Consider the following 13,846-nt stretch of genomic DNA (forward strand, 5'->3'; position numbering starts at 1 on the left):
GATTCACCATGTCAGTGACCCGCAATACGACCGACTGGCTCGCGGTGCGCCGCGAGCTGTCGACCCGCGGCAAGTGGACGCTCGGCGTCGCGTCCTTCCTGCTGCCGCTCGCCGTCTGGTGCGTGCTCAGCTACGTGCCGTTCGTCTGGCATCCGCAGGTGCGCATCACGAACCCCGGCAGCGTCGATTATTTCCAGCCCGGCATGCAGGTCGACCGCGCCGTGTTCGACGACGAACTCGCGCATGCGCGCGCGACGCATGCGGCCGTGCCCGAAGGCGAGCGCGCGAACCCCGTGTACCTGCCCGCGCCGCATCAGGTGCTGCGCGCGTTCTACACGGCATTCACGACGCCGCCGGCTTCGCGCGACGGCGTATGGCTTCATGAAAGCCTGTGGCACAGCATCCGCATCATCTTCTGGGGCTTCGTGATCTCGTCGGCGATCGGCGTGCCGATCGGCATCGTGTGTGGCACCTTCAGCGCGCTCGCGCGGCTGCAGGAGCCGTTCTTCGAGTTCTTCCGCTATCTGCCCGCGCCGGCGTTCGGCGCGCTGATGGTGGCGATCCTCGGCATCTACGACGCGCCGAAAATCGCGATCATCGTGATCGGGACGTTCTTCCAGCAGGTGCTGATCGTCGCGAACACCACGCGCAAGCTCGAGTACGGGCTGTTCGAGGCGGCGCTGACGCTCGGCACGAAAAAGCCGGGGCTGATCGCGCACGTCGTCGTGCCGGGCATCCTGCCCGACCTGTATCGCGACCAGCGGATCCTGCTCGGCTGGGCATGGACCTACCTGATCGTCGCCGAGCTGGTCGGCACCAGTTCGGGCATCACGTGGTACATCAGCCAGCAGGCGCGCTACCAGCATTTCGACAACGTATATGCGGCGATCCTGATGATCGGGATCATCGGCCTCGGGACCGACATCGTGCTCGCGCTGCTCGGTCGACGGCTGTTTCCATGGGACCGCACGCTGAAGGCGTGACGGTTGAAGACGATGACCCACCGCACCCTTTCGGAAGAGACGATCATGCAGAATCCGCACAGCCTTCCCGACTACCTGCTCCAGTCCGACGCCGTGAGCGAACGCTTCGCACGCCTGAAGGCGCGCGACGTGATCCTCGACGTGCGCCATCTCGGCAAGCGCTTCCGGTCGCCGCAGGGCGAAGTGGTCGCGCTCGACGACATCAGCTTCCGCACCCACCGGCGCGAGTTCGTGTGCGTGATCGGGCCGTCCGGTTGCGGCAAGTCGACGTTGATCCGCATCCTGGCCGGCCTCGAGTCGCAGACGAGCGGCGACGTGCTGCTCGACGGCAAGCCGGTGCAGGGCCCCGGCGCCGATCGCGGGATGGTGTTCCAGGGCTACACGCTGTTTCCGTGGCTGACCGTGAAGAAGAACGTGATGTTCGGCCTGAAGCGCAACGGCAGCAGCAGCGGCGAGGCGGAGCGCGAGGCGCTGCAGTGGCTCGACCTCGTCGGGCTCGCGCGCTTCGCGGACGTGTATCCGCACCAGTTGTCGGGCGGGATGAAACAGCGCGTCGCGATCGCGCGCGCGCTCGCGAACCGGCCCCGCATCCTGCTGATGGACGAACCGTTCGGCGCGCTCGATGCGCAGACCCGCGCGAAGATGCAGGCGCACCTGCTCGACATCTGGCGCAACATCGACGTGACGGTGCTGTTCATCACGCACGATCTCGACGAGGCGATTTTGCTAGCGGACCGGATTCTCGTGCTGAAGGCCAATCCGGGCAAAGTGCAGGAGCTGATCGAGGTGCCGGTGCCGCGCCCGCGCGGTTATTCGCAGTTCAACACGCCGGAATTCATCGCGACGAAGGCGCGGCTCGAAGCGCTGATTCATCCGGAGCCGACGGGCGAGGCGCCGGACGAAGACGCGGTGCGCCCGCACATGATCCGGATGACGGACGTGACGGACAACGTCGAATGAGACGTATGCCGCCCCGCTGCGCGAAGAACGCAGCGGGGCGGCCTGTCACGGCTTGCCGGGGCCGCAGGATGGATCAGGCCTTGCGTGCGACGACGCCAACCGGCGAAGCGGGCACGCGTTTCGGCGCGGTCTTGTAGTGCGTGCTGTACAGCGCCGCGCCGACGAACAGCAGCCCGCCGACCAGGTTGCCGAGCACCGTCGGGATCTCGTTCCACAGCAGATAGTCGGCGATCGTGAAGTGGGCGCCGAGCATCAGGCCGGACGGGAACAGGAACATGTTCACGACCGAGTGCTCGAAGCCCATGTAGAAGAACACGAGGATCGGCATCCACATCGCGATCACCTTGCCGGGAACGGACGTCGACATCATCGCGGCGACCACGCCGGTCGACACCATCCAGTTGCACATCACGCCGCGCACGAACAGCGTGAGCATGCCGGCGGCGCCGTGCGCCGCATAGCCGAGCGTGCGCGCTTCGCCGATGCCGCCGATCTTCTGTCCGATCGCGTTCGGCGCCTCCGAAAAGCCGAACGTGAAGATGATCGCCATGAACAGCGCGACCGTCAGCGCACCCGCGAAATTACCGAAGAACACCAGCGTCCAGTTGCGGAACACGCCGCCCCAGGTCGCGCCGGGCCGGCGGTCGATCACCGCGAGCGGCGCGAGCGTGAAGACGCCGGTGAGCAGGTCGAAGCCGAGCAGGTACAGCATGCAGAACCCGACCGGAAACAGCAGCGAACCGGCCAGCGCGTTGCCGGTGTTGATCGTGATGCTGACCGCGAACGCGGCCGCGAGCGCGAGGATCGCGCCGGCCATGTACGCGCGGATCAGCGTATCGCGGGTCGACATCGACAGTTTCGATTCACCGGCGTCGACCATCTTGGTGACGAACTCGTTGGGCGTGAGGTAGGCCATGGTGTGCGCTCGCAAAGTTGGACGAGCAAAAAAAACCGCGCCGGGCACTCGCTCGACATGCGAGTGCCCGGCGCGGACACTGTTATCCACGTGATCGTCCGCCATGGTTCGACATGGCGCGACCGTCAGGCCGCCATTAGCCCGACGAACCTGTCGTTCGCAACTTTCATACCAGTGGCGGGGAAATCGCGACGCAGGCAGGCGGGGCGCGACATGCAGGGCGCGGCGGTCGCGAGCCGATCGCGGCGAATCGCACTCGCGCGGTGCAATTCGCGCCTCCTGCATGCACGGTGGGCGCTACCGCGGTGCGTCACGCGTCGAGCGCTCCGGTCAGGTCAGGTCGTGCCGTCGTCACGCGGTGCCTTCGGCGCGCTTCGCTGCGTACGTCGCCGCGCGGAAGGCTGCACGTGCTCGTCGACGAATCGCTCGGGCGACGTCAGCGCGTCTTCCGCGATATCGGCCAGCGGCCGATTGCCATCCATCGACGCTTTCTGCAGCATCCGGTACGCCTCGTCCTCCCGCAGGTTGAAGCGCGCCATCAGCGTGTTTTTCGCGCGCTGCACGAGCTTGCGTTCGTAGAGCGCGCGACGTGCGGCGTCGAGCTCGACCTCCGCGTCGGCCAGTCGCGCCGATTGCGATTCCAGCAGGGATTTGAGGCTGGCGAGCGTCGACGGATCGGCGCTCGACAGGCGCTCCGGCAGTTCGTGAACCGCCGCGCGCGCCGACAGCGGATCGCCCGCGAAGAAATGCGCAAGCGCCTGGATATGCGGCGGCGGATTGTTCCGCAACTGCGCCATCAGGCGCTCGGAGTCGCGCAGCGTCCGACGCGCGTCGTCGATCCGCGCACCGCACGTTTCCTGCACCTGCAGCGTCAGCGCGATCTGCAGGTGCCAGAGATCGTCGATGCGGGCGCTCGCGGCGTCGAACCATGCTTCGCTCAGGCCCGCATCGAGCGCGTCGCCCGCCTGCGCCGTGCACAGTATGCGTCGCAGCTTCTCGAGCGCCGCCACGTGCGGCCCCGTCATGCGCGTTTCCCGCCATGCGTTTTGCTCGGCGCTCGCGAAATTCGCAAAGACTTCAAGACTGCGCTCCTGCGCGGCGATCAGATACAGCAGGCGTTGCTGCTGGTCCGCCGAAAACGCGCCCGCCGCGAACATGTGCGCGCCGACGGCGCGTTCCTGCCCCGCTTCCTCCTTGCCTTCGACGACGTGGACAAGCGCGATCAGCATGCGCGATACCGACGGATCCGCCGCACTGTCGGCGAGCTGGAAAATCAACTCCACCAGGCCGCCGATCACGGTGCTGAACGCCTGGACGGAATCCGGCGCGGACAGCGCGATGCGGTCGATCCGTTCCCGCAGCACATCTAGCGATTCCAGGTCGAGCAGCACCCATGCGATCAGCGACAGCAGGCGCGACGTCGAGCCTTGCGAGGGCGACAGTTCCAGATCGAGGCGCTCGCGCAGCTGCGCGACGAGCGGTGCGGATTCGTCGCGTGCCGCCGCGCGTTCCGCGATGAAACGCCGGCCGAGCGACGCCAGATAGATGCTGGTCGCGCCGCGCTCGCGCTGCAGCGCGTGGATCAGGCGGCCGAGCAGGTCGATCAGCTCGATCTGCCCGGCCACGCGGCGCAGCGACGCGATTTCCTGCTGCTTGGCGGACAGCGCGAATTGCAGGGCGGTGGCTGACATGGTGGCGTTGAACGGCGGCAGGGGCTAACTGCAGTGTAGTGCGGACAATAAATGTCGTGGACAACACCTGTTGGCGTGCGTCGATCGAAAACTCACCCGCGTACCGCTTGCCGCTCATCCCGACCTCCTGGGTTGCCGAAAATCATGGATCGTTGGCATCCCGCCGACGTCGCTTGCGCGAACCCGCAGTCCGGCCGCGCGAATGAATTGCCCGCCGATCGGCCGCCTGCAATCGCAGGCGGCCGATCGACACCCACCTTTCTCACGCCTGAGCGCCGCGTGACCTCGATCGGCTCGTTTTCCTCCGAAGCGAAGTACCGCCACGCGGTTTTCCGGCGTTCAACACGCCCAGCCAAGCGCCATCAGTTCACCCCGACCGCACTCCACACGCGCGCGACCGTGGCGCTCTCGGGCGAGTTCGCGCCATACAGGTCGTTCGCCGCCTGGATCGACGCACGCCGCGCGCTCGGGTAGCTCGAGTTGGCGTTCAGGTACACGGTCAGCGTTCGGTACCAGATCTTGCCGGCCTTCTCGCGGCCCAGGCCGCTGAAGGTCGTGTCGCCGTTGCAGACCAGTTGCGACCTCGACAGACCGGTGTCGGTCGACGGCACCGCCGGGCCTTCCGACAGCAGGTAGAAGAAGCGGTTGCCGACGCCCGACGTGAAGTGCGGATCGTGGCGCGGATTCGACCACGAGAAACCGCCGGACGGATAGCAGCTGAACGACCGGCCATCGAGATCCTGCTTGTACATCTTGCGCAGGCCGCCGCTCACCACGCGCGCGCCGATCACGTAGTTGCCGGGATCGTTCGGGTTGTTCGCGTAGAACTTCACGAGCGTGCCGAAGATGTCGGACGTCGATTCGTTCAGGCCGCCCGCGTCGCCCGAATAATTCAGGTTGGCGGTGGCCTCGGTCACGCCGTGGCTCATCTCGTGCCCGGCCACGTCGACCGACACGACCGGCTTCGGCAGGCTCGTGCCCGACTGGCCGTCGCCGTACACCATGATGTGCGACGGCATCCATGCCGCGTTCGCGCCGGTCGTGCCGCTGCCGGTGTCGAACACCACGTGCGCGAAACTCTTCACGCCGCGCCCGTCGTTGAAGATGCCGTTACGGTTGTGCGTGGTCTTGTAGTAGTCCCAAGTCAACGCGAGGCCGTAGTCGATGTCGGCGGCGACGGTTTGCCGATCGGTGGTCGAGCTGTTGCCCCACACGTTCGTGCTGCTCGTGAAGATCGGCAGGTCGGTCGCTTGCTCGACGTCCTCCGCGATCAGCCCGCGGCCGTCGTAGACGGAGCCGCTGCCGCGGGTCGGATCGAGCATCCGGTATGCGTTCGTGCCGGTCTGGTCGGTGGTCAGCGTCAGGTTGCCGTAGTACAGCGAGCGGCCGGTGCCGGTCGCGGCGGCGGTCTTGATCAGGTCCTGCGCGTCGAGCACGGTGCCCGTGCGCGCGTCGACGTAGTACAGCACGGCGTCGCCGTGCGCATCGGTCGCCTTGCCGTATACGCGCACCGCGTAGGCCAGCGTCGGCGTGACGTCGCGCGCGAACACGACGAGTTCCGCGTCATCGATGCGGCGCACGTCAGAGTTGAAACGCGCGGCCGCGATGCGCTTGACCCTGGCCGCACCCACGTCGGGCGCGTTGCGCACCACGAAGCGGTCGCCGACCTTGCCGATCTTGCCGGCGAGATCGATCGGCGCGGGCTGGGTCACGCTTGCTTGCTTCAATTGCCCCTGGTTCGAATGGACGACGACGTCGCCGCCGATCACGGGCAGGCCCGCGTAGAAGCGGTCGAAGCGCACGTGCTCGGTGCCGTCGGGATCGACGATCACGTCGCGTACCTGGAACTGGTCGCCGTCCGTCGGCGCGCTCGCCTGCGGCGCCGCGAACTTCAACGTGCGTGCGGCGCTGCCGGTAGCCAGGCTGAAGGCGGACGGGTTCTGCTGGATCAGTTGCAGCGCCCTGTCGACCGCGGCCGGCTGGTCGCCGGCTTGGGCAAAAGCGCTGAGACTCGCGAGGGTAATCGCGGTGATGGACAGCAGACGAGACAGTTTCTTCATGTAATCCCCCAGATTATGAATGAATGCGTGATTTTCGAGGAATGCATCAAGTATCAACCTTGATTCAAGACATGTCGCGAACCGCAGGGGCATGCTAGAAGGCCGCTCTTATAATTACAAGATATTTTCAAGCGGATTAATTTTTTATACTTTCCATGTTAATCAAGTCGGGATTTGGTGAGGAATATGAAATGATCTTGTCGGCCGCGTTGGCTGTATCGGCAACATCGCGCTGGTGGAGTGCGCTTGGGGCGGATCGGAAGGCTCGAGCGCGGGGCAGGGTGTGGTGAGGCCTGATGCCGCTCGAGCGGAACGGGCGATGTCAAGCGAAACGACAGCGACGAACATAATTTACTTTATTAAATATTTGCCTTTATTGTTTCCGCCGTTTGCGTGGAAATGCAATTTATTCGTGACGCTGCGTTTGTGAATTCTGACGGCGAGCGGCTTTAAATTCGCAATGGACGTCCAGCAAACGAACGGCGGCCATGTTTCCGAGGTTGAAGCAGCGTGACGTTCCAGCAAGGTAGTTTCATTGGAGGCAGCTGCAAGCTGATTCGCGACGACGATGTGGTCACCGTCAACTCGTCGAGCGGACTCGGGTGATATCGGGCGATGGCAGGACAGGTTGGATCGCGCAAGGATAAGCCCGAGACATTTCTCGGACTTCGAGTTCGTTAGTTTGATCAGGAACCTTGCTTGCTCCGCATGCGCCTGCGCCCCCCGCGGACCGGGGGCGAGGCGCCGCGCCGCGTGACGCATCGAATCCGTCATTCGCGCGTCGGAGAAGGCAGCGTCGCGAAGTCCTGATGCAGGCTCGCCGACGCGGCCACGGAGATTTTCGGATCCGGATGTTGCCGGGCCGTCTCGAAATCGCGCGCGGGCCCGACGGTCATCGAAGCCACGGCGTTGATCGCCGAACCGGCCGCGGTGACCGCGGCGTCGCGATACTCTCCGCGCTGAAAATGCTCGACCGCGTCTTTGCCGAACGACTTGCTTTCGTTCATGTGCGCGCCCGTATGCGTCTGCTTGCCTTGCGAGATGCCGTCGAGATTGCCCACCACGCTGTTGTGCGAGCCTTCCGTGATGCCGAGCTGGCCGTGCTGCAGCACCGAGCTGACCCCAAACACGGCCGCCGAATAGTACGTCGCGCCCGGTTTCTCCATATGGCTGGCCGCCTGGTTCGTTACGTCGTTGCGGCGTGTATGCGGCGTCGACAGATTGTTCAGTCCGCTCAGCGTCGCGCCGCCCGTCGGTCGATCGCTCGAACGCCGGGTCGACTGCGAATCGTCGCTCGACGAAGTGGTCGTGGTGTGATTGTCGAGAGGCGCGGTGCTGCCGCCGGTGATTTTTGGCATGGTCGGTACCTTCGATCAAGAGGAGGAAATTGCGTCGGGTGCCGTGGCGCTCGACGCCGAAATCGACGGGCCGCTCCGCCGTCGGAACCGCATGACGGTGACTGCCGATCGATGGAGGGATGATGCGCGTCGCGGCGGGGCGTGATGGCCGGATACGCGAAGCGAGCGACGCGGATGCGAAACGTCGAGTGCGTGGATCGGAATGCCGTGGACGCGTAACTCACCCAAACCCGGATGGTCGGATACTGGCCTGATTGACGCGTCTCGACAGTTCCTCCGCACTTTCCTTCCGCTCGCTGTACCGGTTGACGAGATAGAGCACGACGCACGGCTCGACGCCGCGCATGCCGAGATCGAGCATCAGGTTACGCGTTGACGAGGTCGGCGTCGTGGTCGATCGCGTCGCGCAGCGCGCGCTTCTTCCGCGACGTCGACGCATCCTTCGCACGAATGCCCGCGTAGAACCGCCCCGAACGTCCGCCGTCTCGATGACGCTCGCTGTGCGAAGCAGCTGCCCGCCTATCGGCCGGCAAGCTGCTTCACCTGCTGCGCGAGTCCCGCCAGCGAAATCTGCCCGCGCATCTCGCTCACGAAACTCCCCGCCAGTACCGCGACGATCAGCACCGCGATCGCGCCCTTGAGCGGCTGGCTGACCGACATCAGATCGAGCTTCTGCGCCGAGCGCGAGACGAACGCGAGGCCCAGGTCGACGAGCAGCAGCATCGCCATCATCGGTGTCGCGATCCGCGCGATCATGTTCATCAGCATGTCGAGCCGCGCTTGCGCGAACATTTCGAGCAGCGGCGCGGGAACCGGGTTGAACGACCCGAGCGGCCACCACGCATACGATTCGTACAGTGCGCCGAGCAGGAACGTCATGCCGCCCAGCATCCAGAACGACGCGATCGTCAGTTGCCCGAGCAGCGTCGCCATCAGCGACGTTTGCGTGCCCGAGCTCGGGTTCTGCATCTGCACGTTGTTGAAGCCGGCGACATCGTCGACATACGTGCCGATCGCCTCGGCGGCCCAGAACACGGTGGAGGCCGCGATGCCGAGCACGAGCCCGATCACGGCTTCCTTCGCGCAGGCGATCACGAGGAACGCGCCGCGAAGCTGCGGGATCAACGCCTGCTGTCCACATGCGACGAACAGGCACCAGACCGCGGCCGCGCCGCTGCGCAGCGGGCCTTTCAGCACGTTGTCGGCGGTCGCGGGCAGGATCGTCATGATCACGAGAAGCCGCTCGCTCGACAGCGCGAGCAGCACGATGAAGCCGATGAATTCGTCGCCCAGGTGCTGCAGCGGAAAGATGTCGTAGGTCGTCATGCGCATGTCCAGGGCACGTTCCCGCGATGTCGAGAATGCATTCGCAGGGCCGGCCGTCATTGGCGGGAACAGGATTCAGGTCGAGGCCCGCACGGCCGCAAGCCGGCGTGCGAGCACGCCTTCCTCGATCTCCTCGTCCTGTACGTCTTCGGCGGCCGCCTCGGCCGCGCACGCGAGCCGCCGGATCCGCTCGCGCACGACGTCGATCTGCGCGTCGTTGCGCGCGATCCGGCGTGCGGTCGCGGCGAGCTGCTCGACCTTGGCCTGCAGCGCCGCACGCAGGCGAGCGCACTGCGCGCTTGCGAGCGTGTGTTCGTCGAGCAGCACGTCGCGATACCGGCGACACGCCGCGTAATCGCCGATCGCAAACGCCGCATGGCCGGCCGCCATCGCGTCGACGCGCGCCGCATAGCGATTCGCCGCATCGAGCTTCGCGTGCGCTTGCGCTTCGCCCCGCGCGAGCTCGGCCGCCGCCGCGTCGTGTTCGGCGCGCTGCGCGGCCTGCTCGGTACGCAGCTTCGCGCCGCGCTGTTCGCGCCGCGCAAGCAGCGTCTCGAAGGCGCGCTGTTTCCGGTTCCTCATTGGACGAGCGCGTGCAGCGCGGCAAGCGTCGCGTCGGGCGGCGCGTACTCGTCGGTGCGCTGGTTGAGGAACGTGCGGATCCGGTCGATCTTCGCGACCGCTTCGTCGGCTGCCGGGTCGCTGCCCGCCTGGTATTCGCCGAGCTGCAGCAGCGTTTCGATCTCGCGGTGCTTCGCGAGCAGCTGGCGCAGCCGGCCGGCCGCGCCGACGTGCTCGCGCGTCGCGATCTGCGGCATGATCCGCGACAGGCTGCCGAGCACGTCGATCGCCGGATACTGGTTGCGCGCGGCGATCTCGCGCGACAGGATGATGTGGCCGTCGAGAATCCCGCGCACTTCCTCGGCGATCGGGTCGCTGCCGGAATCGTCTTCGGCGAGCACCGTGTAGAGCGCGGTGATCGAGCCTTGCTCGCCCATCCCGGTGCGCTCGAGCAGGCGCGGCAGCTCGGCGAACACGGAAGGCGGGAAGCCGCGCCGCGCGGGCGGCTCGCCGGCCGCGAGGCCGATTTCGCGCCCGGCGCGCGCGAAGCGCGTCAGCGAATCCATCATCAGCAGCACGCGCTTGCCCTGGTCGCGGAAATACTCGGCGATCGCGGTCGCCGCGTACGCGGCCTTCGCGCGCTCGATCGACGAGCGGTCGGACGTCGCGCACACGACCACCGAGCGCGCCATGCCGTCCTCGCCCATGATCAGCTCGACGAACTCGCGCACTTCGCGGCCGCGCTCGCCGATCAGCGCGATCACGTTGATGTCGCACGACGCGCCGCGCGCGAACATCCCGAGCAGCGTGCTCTTGCCGACACCGGCCGGCGCGAAGATCCCCATCCGCTGGCCTTCGCCGAGCGTGATCAGGCCGTCGACGATCCGCACGCCGGTCGCGAGCGACGCGTCCACCATCCGCCGCGACATCGGGTTCGGCGGCGGCGCGAGCACGGGGCGCAGCGCGTCGTAGTCGAGCGGGCCGCGCCCGTCGATCGGCTCGCCGAAGCTGTCGATCACGCGGCCGAGGATGCCGTTGCCGACCTTCACCGACAGCGGCCGCCGCAAGCCGATCACGCGCGTGCCGCGATTGATCTCGCCGAGCGTGCCGAACGGTGACAGCAGCGCGACGTTGCGCGTGAAGCCGACGACTTCCGCATGCTGGAGCAGCGCGCCCGACGCGCTGCGCAGCTCGCACAGCTCGCCGAGCGTCGCTTCGAGGCCGACGACGCGCACGAGCGTGCCGATCACTTCGAGCACCTTGCCCGTCATGCCGACGGCAGGCTCGATCGCAAGCCGCGCGGCCATCGCGTCGGCGACGCGGGACAAATCGGTCAGTGCGTTCATGGGCGGCTCGCGTCGTCGAGTGCGCGGCCGAGCGCCGCGCGGATCGCATTCAGTTGTGTGTCGAGGCTCGCGTCGACGGTGCCGAAGTCGGATTCGCACACGCAGGTGCCGGGCGCGACGCGCGGCTCGACGACGACCTCGACCGGCACGTTGCGTCCTTGCCGGCGCCACGCGTCGGCGAGCAGCCCGAACTGCTCGCGCGCGGAGTCGTAATCGGCGTCGCACACGCGGACCGTCAGATAGCTCGCACCGGCGACGACGCGCTCGACCGTCTCCGCCGCGCGCGCGAACAGACCGCGCGCGTCCTCCGCACGCACCATCTGCTGGACGGCCGCGGCGACGAGCTCCGCGAGCCGTTCGCGCATTTTGTCGCGCACGCGCCGCTCCTGCTCGAACGAGTCGGCCGCCTGCGCGTGCCAGTCGGCGATCGCCTGCGCGCGGCCCGCGTCGTAGCCGCGCGCGTATGCGCTATCGTGCTCGCGCCGCGCGGCTTCGACGAGCGCGACGGCCTGCGCGCGCGCGTCGGCGCCGATCCGTTCGGCTTCGTCGCGGGCCGCGTGCAGCACCGCGTCGCGTTCGGCCGCGAGCGCGTCGAGCGCGGCGTCGAGCGCCTGAACCGTCTCGAACGCGTCGCGGCGCAGCACGCCGTGCGGTGCGTCGATGCAGAGATCGTCGGTAAGCGGAATCTGCCGGTTCTTCAGCCAAAAAGCCATGACCACTCCGGAAACAGCGACGGCAGGCGCGCGAGCAGCGTCGCGCCGTCCGCGTCCGCCGCCGCGCGTTCGATCCACGGCGGGCGCGCGGTGTCACGCGGCAACGCGTGGCGCACGATGCGCATCGGCCCCGCCGGCGCCCAGGCCCGTTCGCGCTCGAACAGGCACCAGCCTTCCCACGCGATGTCGTCGCCGGACAGTTGCGCGAGCGGCGCGACCGGCTCGCGGCGATCGAGATCGCGCGCGCGCGGCGCGTCGGGCAATACCGCGAGCGCGTTGCAGCCGTCGGCGCCGACCCAGCCGGCGAGCCGCTCGCGGCTCGCACGGTCGATCCAGTGGCGCAGCTCGGTGCGCCGAAACAGCAGCGCGCGCACGCGCAGCAGCCGCAGCGTGTCGGCGACGGGCAGCGCGGCGAGCCGGTCAGCACGCGCATTGAAACCGTCAAGCGACGGCGACGTCGCCCCAAGCGTGCGCAACAGCAGCAGCGAGCACGCGGCGCGCAGCGCGGGCGCATGCTCGCGCGTCGTCGCGACGAGCGGCGCGAGCGCGCCGTGCCAGCTCGCGTGAACCCAGTCGGCCGCGCGTCGCGCGTTCGCGTCGTAGCCGGCGAGCCACGCGGCCCGCGCCGTGACGCCCTCGATCGGCGCACCGCCGCTCATCGCGCGCCGGCCTGTTGAGGCGCGGTCGCGGCCTGCGCGTCGTTACCGCCGCGCAGCCGCGCGGCCAGCCCGCCCACGCCCGCGCCCACGCCGCCGTGCTTGCGCGCGCGCCACCACAGCACACCGCCCGCGGCCGCGAGCACGACGCACACAAGGAGGGCGATCAGCAGGCCGACGAGCGTCGCGCCGCCGGACTTCTGCGCGCTCGGCTGCGCGGCCGACACGAGATCGACCGGATCGGCGGCGACCGACGTGACGCTCACTTCGTCGTACGTCAGTCCTTCGACGCTATGGACGACGAGGTTCTTGATCTGCGGCGTCAGCGTCGCGAGATTCGCGTTCGGCCGGTACTTGATGAACACCGACGCCGACGACGGCTTCGCGACCTGCGCGAGCGGATCGTTGTTCGGCAGCACGATGTGCACGCGCGCGACGACGACCCCGTCGATCTTCGACAGCGTGTCCGACAGCTCCTGCGACACGCCGTAGATGAACCGCACGCGCTCCTCCGTCGGCGTCGACACGAGGCCGTCCTTCTTGAACAGCGCGCCGAGATCGTCGTAGCGCGTCGCGGGCAGCCCGCGCGCGCGCAGCACTTCCATCGCCTTGACAATCTGCTTGTCGTCGACGGCGAGCGTCCACGTCTTGCCGCCGTCGGGCGTCTTCTTCTGCGCGTCGACACCGTTCTGCAGCAGCGCAGCCATCATCTCGTTGCAGTCGCGCTCGGCGAGGCCGCCGTACAGCTCCTGCTGGCAGCCGGCGACGAGCGCCGCGCATGCGAGCAGCGCGGCAAGTCGGGCCGCGCGGCGGCCGCCGACGGCGATCGGGGAAGGGAGTCGTTCCATGGTCACTGGTTCTTCATCAGGGAGCCGATCGCGTCCTTCGTCGACGTGACGACGCCCATCTTCGCCTGCAGGTCGATCTGCATCGCGGTCGCCTCGGCCGACGCCTGGATCGACGCCGCGAACATCTGGTTCATCGACAGTTCGTCCGCGTGCTGGCTCAGGTAGGCGGAGTTGTCGAGCACCTGCTTGATCGCGGCGTCCGACGTCTCGACGAGCTTCGACACGGCGCTTGCTTCGCGCGAATGCGCGACGGGCGGCGTCGGCGTCGCGTTCGACATCAGCGCCTGGAAACGGCTGGCGACGTCTGCCGGGACGTCGGGCGTCGGCGCGGCGGTCGCGCCGGCCGGCGCCGCTGCCGCGTCGGAGAACGCGACGTCGAGCGCGCGGGTCAGGTCGACCGGGGAAAGCGGGGCATTCATGCGGGCCTC

16 protein-coding genes are annotated in these 13,846 nt (G+C 67.6%); 2 read left to right on the forward strand and 14 right to left on the reverse strand.

The window, feature by feature from the left end:
* The first annotated feature begins 8 nt into the window (after positions 1–8).
* Both OEJ37_RS09685 and OEJ37_RS09690 read left to right on the forward strand, forming a co-directional pair.
* Entirely contained in the window at positions 9–983 is a 975-nt protein-coding gene (locus OEJ37_RS09685; protein ID WP_174417016.1) for an ABC transporter permease, read from the forward strand.
* A 45-nt stretch (positions 984–1,028) separates the two neighbouring features.
* Positions 1,029–1,943 (forward strand): ABC transporter ATP-binding protein, encoded by a 915-nt coding sequence (locus tag OEJ37_RS09690; RefSeq protein ID WP_175920147.1) that lies wholly within the window; start codon positions 1,029–1,031, stop codon positions 1,941–1,943.
* A 73-nt stretch (positions 1,944–2,016) separates the two neighbouring features.
* On the opposite strand, the gene OEJ37_RS09695 is transcribed toward OEJ37_RS09690, so the two are convergent.
* From OEJ37_RS09695 to OEJ37_RS09760, 14 genes are all read right to left on the reverse strand, one after another.
* Positions 2,017–2,859, reverse strand: a complete 843-nt coding sequence (locus OEJ37_RS09695) for a formate/nitrite transporter family protein (RefSeq protein WP_174417015.1) — start codon at positions 2,857–2,859, stop codon at positions 2,017–2,019.
* 335 nt (positions 2,860–3,194) lie between these two features.
* The gene (locus OEJ37_RS09700; RefSeq protein WP_263344136.1) at positions 3,195–4,550 is read right to left on the reverse strand and encodes a nitrate regulatory protein; all 1,356 of its coding nucleotides are present in this window, start codon (positions 4,548–4,550) and stop codon (positions 3,195–3,197) included.
* Between the two features lie 362 nt (positions 4,551–4,912).
* Complete coding sequence (locus OEJ37_RS09705; RefSeq protein ID WP_263344137.1) at positions 4,913–6,610, reverse strand: M4 family metallopeptidase; 1,698 nt, start codon at positions 6,608–6,610, stop codon at positions 4,913–4,915.
* Positions 6,611–6,961: 351 nt separating this feature from the next.
* Entirely contained in the window at positions 6,962–7,384 is a 423-nt protein-coding gene (locus OEJ37_RS09710; protein WP_263344138.1) for a hypothetical protein, read from the reverse strand.
* Positions 7,381–7,968 carry a hypothetical protein gene (locus OEJ37_RS09715; protein WP_174417003.1) on the reverse strand — a complete coding sequence of 196 codons (588 nt, stop codon included), beginning with the start codon at positions 7,966–7,968 and terminating at the stop codon, positions 7,381–7,383. The genes OEJ37_RS09710 and OEJ37_RS09715 overlap by 4 nt, the downstream gene beginning before the upstream one ends.
* Before the next feature lie 220 nt (positions 7,969–8,188).
* Positions 8,189–8,329 (reverse strand): hypothetical protein, encoded by a 141-nt coding sequence (locus OEJ37_RS09720; protein WP_263344163.1) that lies wholly within the window; start codon positions 8,327–8,329, stop codon positions 8,189–8,191.
* Between the two features lie 4 nt (positions 8,330–8,333).
* Positions 8,334–8,501: a hypothetical protein gene (locus OEJ37_RS09725; protein ID WP_263344139.1), complete on the reverse strand. Its 168-nt coding sequence runs from the start codon at positions 8,499–8,501 to the stop codon at positions 8,334–8,336.
* On the reverse strand, positions 8,488–9,294 hold the full coding sequence (gene sctT, locus OEJ37_RS09730) for a type III secretion system export apparatus subunit SctT (RefSeq protein ID WP_174417002.1): 807 nt from the start codon (positions 9,292–9,294) through the stop codon (positions 8,488–8,490). The genes OEJ37_RS09725 and sctT overlap by 14 nt, the downstream gene beginning before the upstream one ends.
* 75 nt (positions 9,295–9,369) lie before the next feature.
* Positions 9,370–9,876 (reverse strand): type III secretion protein HrpB7, encoded by a 507-nt coding sequence (locus OEJ37_RS09735; RefSeq protein ID WP_263344140.1) that lies wholly within the window; start codon positions 9,874–9,876, stop codon positions 9,370–9,372.
* Positions 9,873–11,201 (reverse strand): type III secretion system ATPase SctN, encoded by a 1,329-nt coding sequence (gene sctN, locus OEJ37_RS09740; protein WP_175920095.1) that lies wholly within the window; start codon positions 11,199–11,201, stop codon positions 9,873–9,875. The genes OEJ37_RS09735 and sctN overlap by 4 nt, the downstream gene beginning before the upstream one ends.
* Positions 11,198–11,914 carry a type III secretion system stator protein SctL gene (gene sctL / locus OEJ37_RS09745; RefSeq protein WP_263344141.1) on the reverse strand — a complete coding sequence of 239 codons (717 nt, stop codon included), beginning with the start codon at positions 11,912–11,914 and terminating at the stop codon, positions 11,198–11,200. Before sctL ends, sctN begins: the two co-directional genes overlap by 4 nt.
* Complete coding sequence (locus OEJ37_RS09750) at positions 11,899–12,573, reverse strand: type III secretion protein HrpB4 (RefSeq protein WP_174416998.1); 675 nt, start codon at positions 12,571–12,573, stop codon at positions 11,899–11,901. Before OEJ37_RS09750 ends, sctL begins: the two co-directional genes overlap by 16 nt.
* Positions 12,570–13,418, reverse strand: coding sequence for a type III secretion system inner membrane ring lipoprotein SctJ (gene sctJ / locus OEJ37_RS09755; RefSeq protein WP_263344142.1), 849 nt, complete (start codon positions 13,416–13,418; stop codon positions 12,570–12,572). Before sctJ ends, OEJ37_RS09750 begins: the two co-directional genes overlap by 4 nt.
* Positions 13,419–13,420: 2 nt before the next feature.
* Positions 13,421–13,837 carry a type III secretion protein HrpB2 gene (locus OEJ37_RS09760; RefSeq protein WP_072436863.1) on the reverse strand — a complete coding sequence of 139 codons (417 nt, stop codon included), beginning with the start codon at positions 13,835–13,837 and terminating at the stop codon, positions 13,421–13,423.
* Positions 13,838–13,846: the final 9 nt, after the last annotated feature.

Origin of the sequence: Burkholderia sp. BKH01 (genome assembly GCF_025685725.1) — a bacterium.
GTDB lineage: Bacteria > Pseudomonadota > Gammaproteobacteria > Burkholderiales > Burkholderiaceae > Burkholderia > Burkholderia pyrrocinia_C.

Coding starts and splice junctions, on each gene's coding strand:
- sctT (WP_174417002.1), bottom strand. CDS start 9,294: ATGACGACCTACGACATCTTTCCGCTGCAGCACCTGGGCGACGAATTC.
- OEJ37_RS09705 (WP_263344137.1), bottom strand. CDS start 6,610: ATGAAGAAACTGTCTCGTCTGCTGTCCATCACCGCGATTACCCTCGCG.
- OEJ37_RS09700 (WP_263344136.1), bottom strand. CDS start 4,550: ATGTCAGCCACCGCCCTGCAATTCGCGCTGTCCGCCAAGCAGCAGGAA.
- OEJ37_RS09710 (WP_263344138.1), bottom strand. CDS start 7,384: ATGACGGATTCGATGCGTCACGCGGCGCGGCGCCTCGCCCCCGGTCCG.
- OEJ37_RS09685 (WP_174417016.1), top strand. CDS start 9: ATGTCAGTGACCCGCAATACGACCGACTGGCTCGCGGTGCGCCGCGAG.
- OEJ37_RS09750 (WP_174416998.1), bottom strand. CDS start 12,573: ATGAGCGGCGGTGCGCCGATCGAGGGCGTCACGGCGCGGGCCGCGTGG.
- sctL (WP_263344141.1), bottom strand. CDS start 11,914: ATGGCTTTTTGGCTGAAGAACCGGCAGATTCCGCTTACCGACGATCTC.
- OEJ37_RS09695 (WP_174417015.1), bottom strand. CDS start 2,859: ATGGCCTACCTCACGCCCAACGAGTTCGTCACCAAGATGGTCGACGCC.
- OEJ37_RS09735 (WP_263344140.1), bottom strand. CDS start 9,876: ATGAGGAACCGGAAACAGCGCGCCTTCGAGACGCTGCTTGCGCGGCGC.
- sctN (WP_175920095.1), bottom strand. CDS start 11,201: ATGAACGCACTGACCGATTTGTCCCGCGTCGCCGACGCGATGGCCGCG.
- OEJ37_RS09720 (WP_263344163.1), bottom strand. CDS start 8,329: ATGCTCGATCTCGGCATGCGCGGCGTCGAGCCGTGCGTCGTGCTCTAT.
- OEJ37_RS09715 (WP_174417003.1), bottom strand. CDS start 7,968: ATGCCAAAAATCACCGGCGGCAGCACCGCGCCTCTCGACAATCACACC.
- sctJ (WP_263344142.1), bottom strand. CDS start 13,418: ATGGAACGACTCCCTTCCCCGATCGCCGTCGGCGGCCGCCGCGCGGCC.
- OEJ37_RS09760 (WP_072436863.1), bottom strand. CDS start 13,837: ATGAATGCCCCGCTTTCCCCGGTCGACCTGACCCGCGCGCTCGACGTC.
- OEJ37_RS09690 (WP_175920147.1), top strand. CDS start 1,029: ATGCAGAATCCGCACAGCCTTCCCGACTACCTGCTCCAGTCCGACGCC.